This window comes from Litorisediminivivens sp. KMU-197 (assembly GCF_056858395.1).
Map to the genome: position 1 here is coordinate 1 of NZ_JBXEQG010000021.1, position 16,012 is coordinate 16,012.

The following is a 16,012-nucleotide window of genomic DNA, read 5'->3' on the forward strand; positions in this document are numbered from 1 at the left end:
ACCTTCGACGGGTGGTTCCAGCGTGCGGCGTCGGACGCCAAGCTGCCGATGACCTTCCACCAGTGGCGACACGGCTATGCGAGCCTGTTGCTCCAAGCCAGCTGGAGCAACCTGCCCCACGCGGCACAGATGCTGGGCAACACCGAGGCGGTCTGCGGCCGCAACTACGCGTGGATCAACAAGGAAGCGATGATCCTCGAAAGCCAGGACAAGACTCTCGCCGCCATGGAGGCCGACCAATGATCCCGCGCCATCGCCTGCTGCAGACCCCGCACATGGCGCCCCTGCAGGGTCATCCGGCCCTGGACGCCATGTCCGACGGACAGCTGCGCGTCCTCGCCGCCTTCATGAAGTTCTGTGCCGACCACCGTGTCGCCGATCCCGGCGGCGCGGACATCCAGGCCTTTGCGCGACTGCGCGACCAGGTGCCGGACGCACTTCGGGATCTGCGGGTGGCGCTGCACCGTCTCGGTCTCGGACAGGATCTCATCGACGAAATCGACACTGTGCACGAGGTGCAGTCTCACAGGGCAAGCTTCGGCGGCATCCCCAAGGGCCGGGGGCGAGACTATACCCGCACGGTCTCGGTGCCGGTCGAGGACCTGCCGCTGGATTGGCAGAGAACCCTGCGCCGCATGGAGCTCGAGGGCGGTTGTTCCTCGGAGATCCTCAAGCGCATGAAGAGCCGCCTTGGCATGTTTGCCTGGTCGGCCCGGCAGGCCGGCCATCCTGTCGACCTGGCGAACACGGATGCATTGCGCGCGCTCTATGCCGACATGCGGGAACGCTCTATCGAACGGCTGCGCTCGCAGGCCTGCAAATCCGGACTGGATGATGACATCGACGAGCCCCGCTGGGCCTACCTGCGCTCAGCCTGGGAGGAGCTGCGGCGCTTTGCCCGGGCGCACGGATTGCCCGAGGAAGTGACGGGCAAGCTCGGCGTGACCTACTCGCTCCTCGTCGAGAAGGAGGCGCACCAGCCCGCGCTCAAGATCGCCAAGGCCAAGGAGGCCGGGACACGCCCGGAATTGTTGAAGAAGGCCGAAAAGATGCTCGCAGAGGCCGACAGCCTCAAGCTGCCCCAGATGCGCCACGCGCTGCGCAACCGCGCCGCGGCCATCGCCTTGGGCTGTGCCGTGCCTGCCCGGCCGGGCGATGTTCAGGCTCATCATGTCTTCGGTGCGGGGATCACATTCGAGCCGGGACGCAACGCCTACCGGTTCCGCTACAAGGCCACCAAGACGGCAGGATCCACGGGCGCCGACATCGACATCCCGCTCAGGTCTTGGTGGAACAAGTTCATCGACGCCCTCATCCTGCAGGATGACGATCCGCGCTACCTGGGCCAGCTGCGGGCCAAGGCGTTCGCGGAAAATCGCCCGCTCTATGTGCAATACGACGGCACGCCAGCCGCCTATGCCTGGTATTCGCGGATGTGGGTCATCGTGACCGGGACTGGGGGCCACATCGCCCGCTCCCTGATCCGCGACACGCCGGGAGCTGATGGCGTGCAACTTGCTTGCGCGCTCAATGGTCACAAGCCCGGCAGCCCGGTTGCGCGGAAATACGAGACCGAAGACTTGCAGCGAGCAACCGTCCTTGAGGGCCAGGACATGATGGCGAGCCTGTTCGACGACGATGAGGACGAAGTATGACAGGCAGGGCTCAGAGCCTGCCTGTCATCGCTCTCTACATCGCGTGCTGCGCTTTGCTGATGACGGTATCCACATCACTCGACAGCTCATTGAGGAGCGCCTCCAACGACTGAGAGTAGCCCGCCCATTCCTCGGGTTCGAGGAGGGTGGGGTCGCGGATCTCCGCGAGGTGGCGCGCAAAGCCCGCGAGTGCATGGGCGCGGGTTTCGATCAGGCGCGCCTTGGCACAGATCTCGATACGGGGGTCAGGAAGCTTGGCCATCGTTACGCCCCCTTGTCGAAGAGGGGGGTGACGGAGGGCACCTCCGGTTTCGGCTGAGCCGCGCTCTGGCTACCCCCGACATCCGAGAGGGTCAGCAATCCCTCGATGAAGCCGAGCTTGTATTCCCATTCACCAGGATAGTTCAGCCGGAAGGGCGAGCTGGCCGTCCTGTTCAGCTCATCGAAGGTCGCGAGGACATTCTCGGGGTCCGCGGCCTCCCGGTAAGGGCGCGTGCGCTCTTCGATCCTCCGAACCAGGCCGTAGTCGAGCGCATCGATATCGCAGTTCATGGCATCGTGCAGGCCGGTATCCCACATCTTCTCTTGATGGACGATGTCCATCTGGCTCAGCTTCTCGGCCCGGCCGTCGGAGGCCATCGCCGCACGAGCCTGCAACTTGTCCTGGAGGTTCTGGAGGTTCTTGTGTTCCGAAGGCTTCGGCGTCCGAACAACAACGCCGCCCGCATGCTGCTGTGCCGGGAGGGACACCTCATCCCCGGCTTCAGGCATCATAATGTCACCCGCGGAGAGTTCGAAGACCTCAGCAAGATCGTGGAGTGTCTGGAGTTCGAAGTGGGCGCCATTGCCAGGGCAATTCTCGGCCCTGGAGATAGTCTCCACACTCATCCCGGACTTTTTTCCAAGCTGGACTTGGGACAGCCCTTCCTTTTTACGGAGGCTCCGGAGTTTATTACCATTGATTTGCACGGTTCGCTTTCCTTCTGTGCTTGTTTTCAATGGCTTAATCATTGCACGCCTTCCCCTCCCTGCGTGACGGCAGGAACCCGTAAGTAACTTGTATTTCAGGTCTCTAATTTCATGCTTATCCTCAGTCGACTTGCAAGTAACTCGTAAGTAGCCCGCACTCTTGGGGTCTGGGGTTATCTCTGCCGCATGAAGATTCGTCCCTGATAGCCTGCCCAACAGGCCAGCAACGGTTTCGGCGCCGGGGACCCTCCGTCAATATCGACGGGCCAAGCCTTGGCGGTTCGAGAACGGCCAAGCTCTGTTGATACTAAAATATTTTTGTATTTTTGTATTGAAATATAATATATGTCCTGTTCCGGGCCCGGATCCGCCTCATCGAGGAAGATCCGAGCGCTGCTCTGAATCGAGGCTTGTTTCGGGGCCAGAATGATCAGAAGGGGATCTCGTCGTCGATCTCGCGGCGCGGCTCTCGGGCCTTTTGCTCCGCGATGCTTTTCGGGCTCAGGTAGTGGTCTTGCGGCGTGCGTCTCAGAGTTCCGTCCAGGGCATCAGTCAGACAGACGATCAGCTTCGAGTAGTCGGTGTCGAGCGGAGCTCCTGTAATCAGGTAGGGGTCGCCATATTCGCCGAAGACGATCTCCGAGTCCCGAACCGTGTAGGAGCCGGTCAAGATCCTGAGACCGAACTGGTCGAGCTCGGAAATGATCTCGCTGGCCTCGATCATGCGGTCGAAGATTTCCTCTTCGCCGGGAGAGCTGGACGACCTCTCCCTCATGGGAGTCCAAGGGTCTTCCCAGACCCGATCAATCAAGGCTCCGAAGCGCTTCACGGCCTCGCGGTGCTCGGGCTTGGGCTCGAAATCTCGCTCGACCTCGAGGAAATCAGTCTTTGAGAGGTGCCGATACAGGTCCCTCCCGGAATGACAGGGAAGCAGGATGACCTCGTGCTTCTCTTCGCCCGTGGGCAGATCAAACAGGTTCTCCTGGCGGGGGATGATGCGGTCCAGATTGACATCGAGGGCTTGGGCAATCGTCGCAGCCGCTTGGTTAAGGACCGAGGTTCCCGCTTCCGCCCGCTGGATGGTGCGAGTGTCGTAGCCGGCCTTCTTCGCGAGCTGCACCTGTGTCATGCCGAGGTTGATACGGTGGCGCCGAATGATGTCGCCGTCGAGCTGCATGGATCGTCTCCTATGGTTTGATCGATTTCCTCCCATCATCTTCAATTCCTCCGCGACAGCGTGACGACGCGCTGCCGACAACCGGACGGCAGCGACACGACAGTAGCACGACAGCAGGGCGACAGTGGCGAAAAAGAGGTTTTCGAACATCAGGTCGGTGCGCGCGTTCGGTGGCATGTCGAATGCTCTTGCCCGCTACAAAAATATTTTAGTAGCTTCCTACCAATGTATTTTGAAGGTTCGGGAGGCTCTGCAAAATGAAGGTTCTAACCGTCTTCACGAGTAAGGGCGGAAGCGGAAAATCCACCGTGGCGATCCACATGGCGGTCATCGCATCGCAACAGAAGCGGAAGAACCGAACGCTACTTCTGGATTACGATGTGCAGGGAAGCTCGACCTTTTGGACGAGGCTCAGGAAGGTGGAGAATCCGCCGGTGCTCCCGGCTGATCCAGGCTCGTTTGGGGGCTACCTGGACCAAGCTAAGGAAGAAGGCATCGACCTCGTCGTAGTCGATATGCCCCCGCACTCCGCCACCCAAGCAGGCCTGGTGCTATCCCGCTCTGACCTTATCCTCGTCCCGGTGCGCCCTGGTGCATTCGACATCGGGGCAATCGAGACAACCGTGGAAGCGATTGCCGAAAACGAGGCCAAAGGGATGTTTGTCCTGAACCAGGTGCCCTCGCGGGGCAACGAGGGCGACGAGGCCGAAGAGGTCCTAACGCAGCTCGCGCCCCAGATCCCCGTTGCCAAGTCTCGGCTGATAACTCGGAAGCCGTTCTCGACCGCGCTCAATTCCGGCCTGGCAATCACTGAGTTCGCAAGCCCGCGCGAAAAGGCCGCACAAGAGGCGACCGCCCTGTTCGCCGAGATCAAGAGGAACCTGAAATGACGAAGAAGCGATCCAGCCTCATGGACATGGCGAAGACCATCAAGGCTGGCGATACCCAGCCCGAAGTTGCCGTCGAAGAACCTAATCCGGCCAAGCCGACCAGGAAGAAGGCGCCCAGCACGAGCTCGAGGACGCCGAAGGCCATCAAGGACATGGACAAGGACGACCTCTCTGCGATGCACATCCGGATCCTGAAGACGACGCACAAGCGACTTCGCTTGCAGCGGATCGAGGAAGATCGGCCAATGAACGATATCATAGCTCAAGCGATCGAGGAGTATCTTCGGCGGGCAAGCGGCCCTGCTCGAAAGAATTAAATATTTTGGTATCTAAGTACAAAAATATTTTTATATCGCTGCACAGGAGCATTGATCGAACGCGGCTTGGACGAGTTCGACAAGGTCCTCACCAAGCAAGAGGCGGATAAGAAATAGGGCCGATGGTGAAGCCAACTCTGCTTTCCTCAGCATTTGCGCCATTGGTTACGAGCGGACGGAGTTGGAGTTGAGCACAGCGTGGAACACTGGCCTGGGCCGGAGGCCCCTGCCGCCTTTGGCGGTACCTCATTATGGAAGACGGCAGTTCTTGGAGCTCGTGATGAGAGCGGCTCAACGCTGATAATCGCCCCTTATCCACAACCAATTTACTGAAAACAGCGCGAAGCGCTCTTTAGTTCTTTAAGTTCTATAAGTTCAGGGCTTGTAAGATACTGTATGAAAACCAGAAATTTGACCAAAGGTGTAGAGATTGGGAACCAAAGGTGTAGAGATTGGGAGCCAAAGGTGTAGAGATTGGGAATTGGTGTAAAAGCCGGCCGGCAATAGGCTACATCATTGTGGAGAGCTTCTCAGCAGTGCTCGAGGTAGCCCTATAGCGCCTCCCTCTCTCTCCCAGGTTCTGCCCATGTGTGGGACCACCTGAACTCTCCAGACCCCGCAAAGGTGTAAGAAATGGGCGCCGGTGTAATGATAAGAGGGCGTGGCTTTACACCTCTTAGGCCGGTGGCGCCATGATCCGGCAGAGGAAGCGCTTCCAAGCGCCCCCTTGAAGACGAAAACAGCTCGCATTGCTTGAGGTGAGATGTGACATGACTGGGTGAGCACCAATGGTGGCCCGCGCGCCCATCCGACCATTCCAGAGAGGGACTTCAATCACATGGTAAGCTCTTGAGATAACTTCCGTATTCACAAAGGTGTAAGGATTGGGAATGGGTGTAAGAGGCGGCCTTGCTATCGATATACGTGTAACTTAGAAGTGGTGATGAGTTACACCTACACAGGCCACCCAACCCGAGCTATGGCGCAGGAAAACAATAATAAACCAACCACACTCGAGGTAATGCGCGATCGAGAGAGTAAGCCCGATGAGCTCGTTTCGCCAAACGAGATGGTCGACAGCGAACTCTCGATCCATAACACGCCGTCTCTGACAGCCCTCAAGATACAGATGCTCCTCATCAAGTCTGCCGGCGGCGCGGTAGCTGAAGATCGGACACATGAGATCCCAGTGTCTGCCATTCGGAAGAAACTGGGAGGACGGCATTTCACCCGAGCCGAAATGACAGCGATTATGGTCGAACTCCGGGGGGTGACCTATGAGATCCAATCCCCTCATGAAGATGAAGTCGGCGGGATCATCGACTGGGCGAAGGTCTCCGAGACTACCCGGACAGTAGATGAGCAGACTGAGATTCCTGGCGACCTGACCGTTCGCTGGGAGTTTTCCAAGAAGTTTCGGAGCGTTCTGCGCCAAAGCAAAATCTGGGCAGTCCTCGACCGGCAGGCTGCTTTCGCCATGAGGACAGTGCCCAGCTATCGCCTTTACGAGCTTATTTCAGGGAAATGGCGCAAGCGCGACCCTCACGCTGAATACGACATCGATGAACTTCGAAGACTCTTAGGCGCAACAGCTAAGTCCTATGATCGAACTGCAGAGTTCAAACGAGCAGTTGTGCAGAGAGCGGTCGTTGAGGTGAACCAGGTTGCGCCGTTCACGGTCACCGCGAAGTGGATCCGGACCAGTGGCCGAAGCTACGACAAGGTTCGGTTCACCTGGGTGACGAAGGCGGCGGCGGAGATCTCGAAGGCCGATGCCGAGATGGAGACTGCTTCTGTAGGTCGCAAAGCGCGCAGGGAAGGAAAAGTCGAGACCATCGCGACCTCGGATCCAGACACCTTCCCCGAAGGCTCAATCAAATGGTCTCCATGGCACGATCTTGCCAAGAAATATGGAAGCGGGTGGGACGCGGATATCCTCGCAAGGGAGTTCCGAGAGTGGTCCAAAGGGAAGGGCATCACCTTGGCAGGAAAGGGTGTTGAAAAGCGCTTCATAAGCTTCTGCAAGAGCAAGGGCCCTGCTCCATAGGGGCTACCAAACCAGATTTCCGTGAGCGGGATTGCAGACCGATCTCCCGGGCATGGATACACTCGCAGACATCATGAAGCTCGGGGAGGATGCCGCCAAGGCTGGCAACCCGATCACTAACAACTGGCCCCAGATGCGCGGCGCCCTGTGCATGCTCGGGCATGCCGGCGGTGGCCTCGACCGGGTGCGGACAGTCGACTTCGAGGTCCGTTTCCCTGCCGATTTCGATTCCCTTCATCCGACCACCCAAACCGCATTGCCGAGCGATCGGACATACGACAAGGCCAGATATCAAGTATCGCGCTTGCTGGCGCTCCTTGGAGGGCTCGACGACCCTTGGGAGAGATTGCGCATGATGATCCGGCGCGCTGGCCTCAGGGAAGAGGTGGAGCTGCACTGGGGTGGCCTGAAGACGCCCGCCGCGGAGTCCGGGCTTGCCCCTGCGGATATTTACACGGACTGGGTTTGGCAGTTGAGCGCGGAGCGAGAAGGAGGCTTCCGACGCCAACGGCTTCGGCGCGCGGCGACCCTCTTCAACAAGCTGTTCGACATCCCAGAGATCGCAGAAAGCGGCCTCCTGCCACCTGACCCGATCGGCCCCCCGCCGGTCTATGACCGGCAGGGAAGGGATATCTGCGTCCTCCCACCGACACTGGCTGGCTACCAAGCCGCGGCCCTCAATGCGCCTGGAGGCGGCTTGCCGCAGGTGTGGCAGGCCATGTGCGCCTCGCGGGACTTCGACATCCCGGAGGACCCCAAGGCCGACGATCTGCTCGCCCGGGACACCTGGCAGCGGATCACACAGCTCCAAGAGCCGGTCACTGGCGTTTCTGACGACACCTGGCGGCAGTATATCGGTCGCACGCGCAGGATCCTGCTGCCGCATGCGACCCTGCCTGTGCCCGAGCACCTGCCGGATTGGCTTGAGGCCATGATCGCGACCCCACAAGACAGCGCTTCGCTGCAGGCTCTGTGGCGGATTATGTGGGAGCGCGACATGGTCAATGCGACGCCGGACGAACTCCTGCATCTGGAGATTTGGCGGGAGATGTGGCGCGAGGCTCCGAAGACCGCGACCCGCACCTGGTCCACATACGAAGGGCGGGCACGAAAGCTCATGGTGAAGCACGCTAATGACCAGGGTGACCCCTATCGTGTCGTGACTCGTGCATGGGCCGATTTGCCTGCGGTGTCCAAGACGCCGCTCAATCCGATCCGAAAGTCGGCAGAGCGCGCTCTGATGCGCCCCCTCGATCTTACCCCCGAGTGGGTCGCTAATCAGGGACTAAAGCTGGGACTGTCCCCCCGTCGGTCTACCGAGGTAACCGAAGCCCTGAGGGTGGTCTTTTTCTCGGCAGTTCAGGCGCGCCAGCCTGATCCTGTGCCGAACCCGGCGGAGAACGCCTGGAAGGAACTGCGCAGCACTTTCAAGACGAATGGGCTCTCACCCAGGGGAATCGGGGCTGCCGAAAACCGTGCGCTGGATGACGGCCTTTCCCCGGCCGATCTTACGCCTGACTGGGCCGCAACAACGGCCGCGAAAATTGAACATCGCCGACGTCCTAAGTTCGCGAAGGCTGTGCGCCTTCTGGATGAATGGCGCGAGCACAGGGCCTTGGCGCCATTGCTCTATACCGAGGCGCTTGGCCCTCTTCCTGATTTCCGCAAGGGCAGCAAGATCGAGCCCCCGGCAGCGATCTTGCGTGAGGTGGATGCAGTCACTGACGCGCTTCAGCGCAAGGCCTCCACGCGGCGCGAAGCCCGTGCGACCGTCCGAAAAGTCTGGACGGCCGCCTCGAAAACCCCGAACAACGTCAGGATCACGACCCTCGAGGAGTTGCTGTCGGCCGCGAACGCGCTGGATCTCGGTGGCCGCACGCGCAGGAAATCAACCAATCTTCTGGTAGATCTGCTCAGCATGTCGGAAGTCGCGTAACATTCCACGAGCGTCTGGCAATCTGTGTGATCGCGACATGAATGCGTTCGACATCATCATATCGATCACCTCGATCATCCTGGCCGGTGACAGTCGGTTATATGGCGCACCTGGCGAAGCACTCAGGCCGGATCGCCCGCATGATCCTGAGCGCTTGCGTCGCTTTATAGTGAACGCGCCCTACCACCTGCTCGACAAGCAGTGACAGAAACTCGTCTCAACAGTTCATGCGATCAACAGCCAAGATAACATCAGGCGTTTTTTCGATACCAACGCGGCGAAACACTTGAGAATTGCAGGAAGGTGAAGAAGCCAAAAACAGCAGCAATAAGTAAGAAACCCTCCCAACTGTTTACCCCCCAAGAACCAAACACAAAGGTGAAAAAACCAGCAAGCAAGCCTCTGAAAACCCCTGCCGGGTTCGAACGATAGTTCGCGCCACATCCACTACACACAGAGAAGCCCTCTGGAACGGTATATGAGCAAAACGGGCAAGTCATATCATTCGACATTTGAACTCCTGTATAAATATAAGAAGCAAAAAGCTTCACATGCCATGTCGTTGTTTCAAATGGTTTTTCACCACAAAATAAAAGATGGCAAGAGAGATCTAAGGAATTTTCATACGATCTACCTTCGTAGGCACAGAGACAGCAGACCGGATAAGATAGTCCCGCAACTCTCGCGTTCTCTGATCCTCGGTGGGATATTCGTTCCGCCCAACAAAAATTGCCTCTGCCAGCACAGCCCCAGGCCATTGGCATTTGCTTTCGCAGTTCTTTGTAAAGATGCTTTGCCGCCTTCTTCGATGTCCACATCCTTCAGACCAGTCACCAATCGGCCTGCCATGGTGGAGGTTACGCTCCACGGTTCTTGTGTTCGGTTGGCAGCAAGCGGAAGCCTGCGAAGCAGTTCAGCGTGGCGGTCTGCGCTGAGCCCCCCTGTGTCTGGCGGGAGGGTAGCAAGGCTCACACATCCCGCAGGTCCGCGCGACGCCAGGCACCTTGGTTCTCAACTCTCGCCATAACCATGCTGCGCAAGGCCTCGCAGCCTCCCCTGGGATCACGGGCGGAAAGATTACGCCCTGTCCGACAAAACCCTGCAACTAATAAGCGGGGGTAAATCAAGAACAAAGTACACCCTGTAGTATTGAAGTGAATCAGGGCACGGCATATATTGTGGTGATTGGCGCGAAAGGTTGAAGGGAGGCAATCGGACGGGCACCACACCGGAGGAGGCCTTTTCGATGCCGCTCGACGATACCGCACCGCAACTCGATGCCCTGCTGCTCGGCACGGTTCTCGAGATGGAACTGAGCCCGCGAGACACCCAGGTCGCATCGAAAAGATACAGCCTGATCCCTGAGCATCTCCAGCGGCCGAATAGTCCGATCCGCCAATATATGGAGGCCGCCCTCGTCTATCCTCAGGGCTCCCGCGCCATCGGCGCCACCATCGTTCATGGCGCGGACGACGACAGGTTCGACCTCGACGCTATCCTGGAATTCCGCACCCCGATTGGCTGGACGCCGCGACAAATGCTCGACGAGCTCCACGCCGCCTTCGAGGGCTTTCCCGACGTGAAGAAAATCGAGAGGTGCACGCGCTGCATCCAGCTCCAGTTCGCCTTCATGCACCTGGACGTCACACCAATGGAGCCGGACCGTGATCCTCGGGACGAGCGTGTCGGTGAGATCTATCACAGCCCCGATGAAGGGCGTGATGAGCGGTTCCGCGTGAACCCCTATGGCTTTGCGGAAGACTTCAGGGCGCGCATCACGATGCCGAGCCGGAGCTTCCAGGATCATGTCCGCGATGTGCGCTCGAAGCTGCAGATGAAGAATCGCTTGGTGTCAGGCACCATTATGGCCGATGCAGACATAGATGCGCTCCCCGAGCCCATCGATCCGATCCGGGATGCGCCGCAGGTCATCGCCCTCAAACTCATGAAGCGATACCTCAACCTGCGCTACGCCAACCGGGACGAGAAGCGTCCGGTGTCTGTCTATCTTTCCAAGATTGCCGCCGAGGTCCCGCTATCCCCTTTCGGGATCTGCGCGCAGCTCGAGAGCTACGCCGCAGAACTCGACAGGCGCATGGCAGTCGCGCTGGAAAGCGGTCGCCGCCCCGAGGAGCGCAATCCCGCACTCTGGGAAGAGAACTTCAACGACCGGTGGCCGAAGCACGATTGGGAGATGAAGCTCTTCCGGATGGATCTGCGGCATCTGGGATCGGAACTGGCTCGCGCCCGGACCTCCACCCTGTCGGATACGCGCAAGATCTTCGACGACCTGTTTGGCGAACGGGTCAGCGAGAAGGCGGTTCGAGCCTATATCGACGGTCTTTCCTCGACCGCCGGCGCTGCACATTACGAGCACAACAAGGGGTTCGTGGCCAATCCTGCCCTTATCGCGGCCGCGCCGAAAAAGGCTGCCCAGGTCTCGAAGGCTCCTGCCCATCACTTCCATCCCGGCTTCCGCGACAAATGAAGACCAAGTCCCGGAAGCCGCGCTCCGCTCAGGTGCAGATCAATCGCATGCAGCACCGCTGGCCTGACCTCCAACCTCGTATGGTGAGCGAAGGTCGGTTCATCGCGTGGATCGGGCCTCTCCGGGGCTTCCAGATGAAATACAAGGTTGCAGTCCTCTGGGAGTGGCAGAACCCGAAAGCCGTACCACTGGTTCATGTCCTGGACCCGCCAATAGAGACCAGGCCGGGGACCGACTTCATCGATCTTCCGCACCTGAACTACGATCATCAGTCTCCGGAAGACTCGGCGCTCTGCCTGTTCGACCCCGATGCTGGAGAATGGGACAGCACGATGCTCATCGCGGACCGGATCGTACCATGGGCGTCCGAGTGGCTTCATTTCTACGAGATCTGGCACCTCGACGGGGTCTGGCGCGGTTCGAACGCGCCCGGCCCGATCTCCGTGGGCGAAATTCTCCGGCAGAGACAGGAGGTGGCAAATGGCGCGGGGTCGTAGTCCGGGGCAGAAGGAAAGAATTCTTGTCTGGGGGCGCGCCGCCGGTCGTTGTCAGTATCATGGGTGCGGGAAGCGCCTGGACGGTGACCTGGTATCGGGAGACTTGAAGAAGAACAATGCCTACCTGGCACACATCATCGCCTCAGACCCCGGGGGAGTGCGCGGCGACCTGATATTGTCACCACAGCTATCGGACGATCCCGAGAACCTGATGCTGATGTGCGATCCGCACCACCGCGAGATCGACGATCCCGCCAAGATCGAGCGCTACACCGTGGATGTCCTGCGCGACATGAAGCGTGCCAACGAGGAGCGGATCGAGCGGCTCCTCGAAAACCCGAATGCAACGCCCGCACATATCCTTCGGATCGCCGCGGCGATCGGCGACAACGAGACATCCGTTCCGCTCCGGGACTGCATCGAGGCTATGAGGCCAGAGTTCACTCCGGCGGATCGGCGCCCCATCGACATCAAGATCCGGGACATTGCGCAGAAGGACAGCGATCCCGGCTACTACCCCGTCGTCATCGATGCGCTTCGCAAGAAGTTCGAGCGGGAGATCGACGGAAGGTTCGCGGACGGTGATCTCGAGCATCTCGCGGTGTTCGGTTTCGCGCCCATGCCCGTCCTCATGGAGCTTGGTCGACTGCTTTCAGACCTCTCTGCGGTTTCCGTATACGGCAGACACAGGGAGCCGACGCCGGGATGGGCTTGGCCGAACGATCGTGAACCTCTTGAGTTCACTTGCACCCCTGGGGCTCCCGGCCCGAAGAAAGTTGCGCTGAAAATCTCCGTTACCGCCGACATCGCAGATGATCGTGTCACCCAAGCGCTGCCTGATGAACCGGTTTCAATCTGGGAGATCCGGAGCAGCAGGCTGGGCGCTTCTCTGCTTCGCAACAAGAATGATCTCTCCCGTTTTCGGGAGCTCGTTGGAAAGACGTTCGACGCCATAAAGGATCAGCATGGGAGGGATGTAGATCTATCTGTCTTTCCTGCCTCTCCCGCGGCCTGCGCGATCGAGTTCGGAAGAACCTGGCAGCATAAGGCCCATCCTCCATTCCTCATCTATGACCAGATACCGGAACGGGGATTTCTGCTTCGCCACGCCATTGGTCGGCCAATGTCAGATCAGCAAGACGATTTTGCCCGAGGCTTTTTGAATTCTCGAGGAAAAATTCCCTCAGATATCGACCTGCAAGAGTAACGACCTTTCTCGTTCGTCACCTTGGCGGAACAGCATCAACTGAAACCTGTCGGCAATGCGTTCCTTGAACGAAGTTCGGCGGTATTCTGCATGATATCCCAATTCGTAGGGCGTAACCTTCCCATGGCAAAGGAACGGTGGGCGGCAGAAGTGTCGCTCGATCCGCCGTCCTGCTATTCGCACGCACCAGATGCTCGCATTGTTCTTGCCAGAACCGATGCAAATGCCAGCCGAAGGTTACGCGAAGACCCCATGGCGTAACCTTCTCGTGGCCACTGGATGCTGGGGGTAGGATGCCCTTCCGGCTATCCAACCGAATTCTTTTTCGGTCCAGCCGCCCGCACCCACCTTCCTGCCCAGAGCAGGAGATAACCGTGACGCCCAAGAAGATCGATCAATTGAATGCCGCCCTTGAGAGCGGCCAGCCGCTGACCACAGAGCAGCTGGCTTGGCATCTGCAAGTTGATCCCAAGCATGCCCCGAAGATTGCCAGGGCCCTTGGCCTCGAGCCTCAAGGCAGGGACTACCCCTGGGTCAGGATCTGGCGCACCATCCACGGCACCGAGGGCATCCAGCTGACCCAGCACCTGCAGGACCTGAAGGACAGGTATCCAGGCTCTGTGACCCTGGGCGGGATCGAGGACCTTGAAGCCGAGCTCCGCAACCCGCTGATCGATTTCGCGTCGATGGCCAGCATACTCGGCGAGAAGCCCGACACGCTGTCGAAGGCCCTGCGCCAAGGGCGCCGGGCCCTGCCTTTCCCGATGATCAGCATGGGTCCGCGCAGCCGTCACTTCCGGGCGCTCGAGGTTCGCCTATGGGTCGCCGAGGAAATCCGCCTGGATCTGCCCCAGCCGCCCAGGTGGGGGACAGCACCGCGCCCTGAGACCGCCCGCTCCAAGACGAACGTCGCTTTGGCTGAGGTCCATAGAGACGACGCCAAAGGCGCGCCCGATCCGGTCAAAAAAGCCATTTTCGGGGGGTTCGGCGGCGATAGAGGGAACAGCCCGACATAGCCGGAAAAAGGTCAAACAGTCATACCTTTCCGGAAGCGGGAAACGAATGGCTGAATGACTTTTTTTGCGACTTAGCGGGAAAAACCCGACCTAAACCGACCTGCCCGACATAGCCGGAACCAGAAACAGCAAGGAAACCGACATGACAGCTTTCCCCTTCATCACCACCGCGCCCCTGCAGCCCCCCACCCAGATCCGCGACATGCAGGATGTCTGGGACCACTTCGCTTGCCAGGCGCCGGACCCTTCCAACCCGAAGAAGGACAACCCCGAGGGCTGGCGCCTGCAATACCTCACCAAGCTGCAGAGCAACTGCGGGGGCGCGCCGCTGGCCACGATCTTCACCAGCGACAACCTGCTGGCCGAGTTCGATGCCAACTTTCCAAAGGTGAAGAAGGGTGTGCACCCGCGCGGCGATCTCGGCCAGGACATCGAGACCTACAAGACATGGCGCCGGCAGTGCCGCAGGGCCATCGAGGTCGCCACGGGCGCCGCAGCCGAGAAGACCGAGCTCCGGGCGCGTCAGGATGGTTGGGCCGAGCTTCTGGCAGCGATCAAGTTGCACAGCACCAATGGTGGCGTGGTGCATTCCGGGTCCGCCGGCCCCGTCGCCAAAATGGCCTACATCGCGCGCCGCGCCGGGATCGAGCCCTGGCACCTCGCCGATGCTGGTGTCCTCGACCAGCTCGAGGACGCCTTCGCGGTCCCTGGCGATCTCCAGGTCGTGCGCCGGGCGCAGAAGTTCCTGAGCAAATATGCCTGCATTCCCGAGATTGGCGCCGTGTTGCCAAAGGAGCCGGTGCCGACCTTTCCGACCCGGCGCGAGCACGCGGCCCTGCCCCCGCATATCGATACCTACCTCGTGCAGCTGGTCGACCGCGCGGGCAGCAAGCGCGACGAAGTCATGGGCGAGGATGCCAACGGCGTTGCAAAGACGACCAAGACGGCCTGGCTGGCGGCCCTCCGACACCATGTGCGAACGCTCCCGGTCTGCCCGGTCGAGCCGGCACTGGGTTACACCCAGCCCATCACCAACCTCGAAACGGTCAATGACCTGGCGGGCCTCTTTGCCCGCGAGCACCTCTACGCCACGCTGCGCCGCACCAAGGAGCTCGAGCACCTGCCTGGCCACATCTCTCAGGTCAGTGCCTACAACTACTACACGGACATCCTGACCATTCTCTGGCGCAACAACCCCGCGGTGGATGACTTCGGGGACCAGCTCGATCCGGACGCGCCCACGCTGATCACTGCGCAGACGCACCAGGCCATCAAGAACACCAAGTTCATGAAGGAGGCCCGCGAACTCGCGCAAGGCATGACCACGGCCAACGCGGACTGGTGCAAGGCGCTGGTCACCGACAAGGCCCGGCGCACCCGCTTCCGGAAGATGCACCTGAACATGATGGACGCGGCCAACGAGATCTTCGATGCCGCCCAAGGCGACGGCCGCGAACTTACCCATGCTGAAATCATCAAGGTGCGGCAGCTGGGGACTTGCGCCGCGGCCTGCGCCATCGAGTTTGCCGGCCGCCCGATCCGCATGGCCAATGTGCTGGGCCTGCGCCTGCATGGCGCCCGAAGGAACTTCTTCACGCCTGGGAAGGGCCGTCCGCACTACAGCTTCGTGCTCCACGCCGACGAGACCAAATCGGGGAAGGAGGAACCGGAAACGCCGCTCAACCCGAAAATGGGCGGCCCCAAGGTCCTGGACTGGTACCTCCAGGTGATCCGGCCGCTGTTCCCACACCACAGGAAGAGCATCTACCTCTTCCCCGCGGTCGAAGCGGTCGGTGAACGGCTCGGACACAAG

At 59.9% G+C, this 16,012-nt stretch carries 16 protein-coding genes; 12 read left to right on the forward strand and 4 right to left on the reverse strand.

The genetic code is table 11. The features are described 5' to 3' along the window. A partial coding sequence (locus AC04PT_RS19790; protein ID WP_482875515.1) for a hypothetical protein occupies positions 1-243 on the forward strand: 243 nt, incomplete at its 5' end. Then, a complete protein-coding gene (locus AC04PT_RS19795) occupies positions 240-1,655 on the forward strand; it encodes a hypothetical protein (RefSeq protein WP_482875516.1) in 1,416 nt (471 codons plus the stop codon). The genes AC04PT_RS19790 and AC04PT_RS19795, both read left to right, overlap by 4 nt. A 34-nt stretch (positions 1,656-1,689) precedes the next feature. On the opposite strand, the gene AC04PT_RS19800 is transcribed toward AC04PT_RS19795, so the two are convergent. The 3 genes from AC04PT_RS19800 to AC04PT_RS19810 form a co-directional block, all read right to left on the reverse strand. After that, positions 1,690-1,917 (reverse strand): hypothetical protein, encoded by a 228-nt coding sequence (locus AC04PT_RS19800; protein ID WP_482875517.1) that lies wholly within the window; start codon positions 1,915-1,917, stop codon positions 1,690-1,692. 2 nt (positions 1,918-1,919) lie between these two features. Further along, complete coding sequence (locus AC04PT_RS19805; protein ID WP_482875518.1) at positions 1,920-2,666, reverse strand: helix-turn-helix transcriptional regulator; 747 nt, start codon at positions 2,664-2,666, stop codon at positions 1,920-1,922. Positions 2,667-3,054: 388 nt separating this feature from the next. Continuing rightward, positions 3,055-3,801: a helix-turn-helix transcriptional regulator gene (locus AC04PT_RS19810; RefSeq protein ID WP_482875519.1), complete on the reverse strand. Its 747-nt coding sequence runs from the start codon at positions 3,799-3,801 to the stop codon at positions 3,055-3,057. A 257-nt stretch (positions 3,802-4,058) separates the two neighbouring features. Between AC04PT_RS19810 and AC04PT_RS19815 the strand changes: the two genes are divergently transcribed. From AC04PT_RS19815 to AC04PT_RS19835, 5 genes are all read left to right on the forward strand, one after another. Further along, positions 4,059-4,691, forward strand: coding sequence for a nucleotide-binding protein (locus tag AC04PT_RS19815; RefSeq protein WP_482875520.1), 633 nt, complete (start codon positions 4,059-4,061; stop codon positions 4,689-4,691). Positions 4,692-4,717: 26 nt separating this feature from the next. Next, a complete protein-coding gene (locus tag AC04PT_RS19820; protein ID WP_482875521.1) occupies positions 4,718-5,008 on the forward strand; it encodes a hypothetical protein in 291 nt (96 codons plus the stop codon). 943 nt (positions 5,009-5,951) lie between these two features. Next, positions 5,952-7,055 (forward strand): hypothetical protein, encoded by a 1,104-nt coding sequence (locus AC04PT_RS19825; RefSeq protein WP_482875522.1) that lies wholly within the window; start codon positions 5,952-5,954, stop codon positions 7,053-7,055. A gap of 52 nt (positions 7,056-7,107) precedes the next feature. Further along, positions 7,108-8,991 carry a hypothetical protein gene (locus AC04PT_RS19830; protein WP_482875523.1) on the forward strand — a complete coding sequence of 628 codons (1,884 nt, stop codon included), beginning with the start codon at positions 7,108-7,110 and terminating at the stop codon, positions 8,989-8,991. A 37-nt stretch (positions 8,992-9,028) separates the two neighbouring features. Further along, on the forward strand, positions 9,029-9,196 hold the full coding sequence (locus AC04PT_RS19835; RefSeq protein ID WP_482875524.1) for a hypothetical protein: 168 nt from the start codon (positions 9,029-9,031) through the stop codon (positions 9,194-9,196). A gap of 46 nt (positions 9,197-9,242) precedes the next feature. Here AC04PT_RS19835 and AC04PT_RS19840 read toward each other — a convergent pair whose 3' ends face one another. Further along, the gene (locus AC04PT_RS19840) at positions 9,243-9,809 is read right to left on the reverse strand and encodes a hypothetical protein (protein WP_482875525.1); all 567 of its coding nucleotides are present in this window, start codon (positions 9,807-9,809) and stop codon (positions 9,243-9,245) included. Positions 9,810-10,237: 428 nt separating this feature from the next. On the opposite strand from AC04PT_RS19840, the gene AC04PT_RS19845 reads away from it, so the two are divergent. The 5 genes from AC04PT_RS19845 to AC04PT_RS19865 form a co-directional block, all read left to right on the forward strand. Further along, positions 10,238-11,479, forward strand: a complete 1,242-nt coding sequence (locus AC04PT_RS19845) for a nucleotidyltransferase domain-containing protein (RefSeq protein WP_482875526.1) — start codon at positions 10,238-10,240, stop codon at positions 11,477-11,479. A 47-nt stretch (positions 11,480-11,526) separates the two neighbouring features. Beyond that, entirely contained in the window at positions 11,527-11,976 is a 450-nt protein-coding gene (locus tag AC04PT_RS19850) for a type II CBASS E2 protein (RefSeq protein WP_482875530.1), read from the forward strand. Between the two features lie 103 nt (positions 11,977-12,079). Next, on the forward strand, positions 12,080-13,183 hold the full coding sequence (locus AC04PT_RS19855) for an SAVED domain-containing protein (RefSeq protein WP_482875527.1): 1,104 nt from the start codon (positions 12,080-12,082) through the stop codon (positions 13,181-13,183). A gap of 374 nt (positions 13,184-13,557) precedes the next feature. Continuing rightward, entirely contained in the window at positions 13,558-14,199 is a 642-nt protein-coding gene (locus tag AC04PT_RS19860) for a hypothetical protein (RefSeq protein WP_482875528.1), read from the forward strand. 142 nt (positions 14,200-14,341) lie between these two features. Then, positions 14,342-16,012 (forward strand): hypothetical protein (locus AC04PT_RS19865; RefSeq protein WP_482875529.1); only part of this gene is annotated, 1,671 nt, incomplete at its 3' end.

What these genes read in the sequence shown, in the direction of transcription:
- AC04PT_RS19845 (WP_482875526.1), top strand. Translation starts at nt 10,238, where the DNA reads ATGCCGCTCGACGATACCGCACCGCAACTCGATGCCCTGCTGCTCGGC.
- AC04PT_RS19830 (WP_482875523.1), top strand. Translation starts at nt 7,108, where the DNA reads ATGGATACACTCGCAGACATCATGAAGCTCGGGGAGGATGCCGCCAAG.
- AC04PT_RS19810 (WP_482875519.1), bottom strand. Translation starts at nt 3,801, where the DNA reads ATGCAGCTCGACGGCGACATCATTCGGCGCCACCGTATCAACCTCGGC.
- AC04PT_RS19825 (WP_482875522.1), top strand. Translation starts at nt 5,952, where the DNA reads ATGAGTTACACCTACACAGGCCACCCAACCCGAGCTATGGCGCAGGAA.
- AC04PT_RS19820 (WP_482875521.1), top strand. Translation starts at nt 4,718, where the DNA reads ATGGCGAAGACCATCAAGGCTGGCGATACCCAGCCCGAAGTTGCCGTC.
- AC04PT_RS19795 (WP_482875516.1), top strand. Translation starts at nt 240, where the DNA reads ATGATCCCGCGCCATCGCCTGCTGCAGACCCCGCACATGGCGCCCCTG.
- AC04PT_RS19840 (WP_482875525.1), bottom strand. Translation starts at nt 9,809, where the DNA reads ATGTGGACATCGAAGAAGGCGGCAAAGCATCTTTACAAAGAACTGCGA.
- AC04PT_RS19850 (WP_482875530.1), top strand. Translation starts at nt 11,527, where the DNA reads ATGCAGCACCGCTGGCCTGACCTCCAACCTCGTATGGTGAGCGAAGGT.
- AC04PT_RS19835 (WP_482875524.1), top strand. Translation starts at nt 9,029, where the DNA reads ATGAATGCGTTCGACATCATCATATCGATCACCTCGATCATCCTGGCC.
- AC04PT_RS19815 (WP_482875520.1), top strand. Translation starts at nt 4,059, where the DNA reads ATGAAGGTTCTAACCGTCTTCACGAGTAAGGGCGGAAGCGGAAAATCC.
- AC04PT_RS19800 (WP_482875517.1), bottom strand. Translation starts at nt 1,917, where the DNA reads ATGGCCAAGCTTCCTGACCCCCGTATCGAGATCTGTGCCAAGGCGCGC.
- AC04PT_RS19805 (WP_482875518.1), bottom strand. Translation starts at nt 2,666, where the DNA reads ATGATTAAGCCATTGAAAACAAGCACAGAAGGAAAGCGAACCGTGCAA.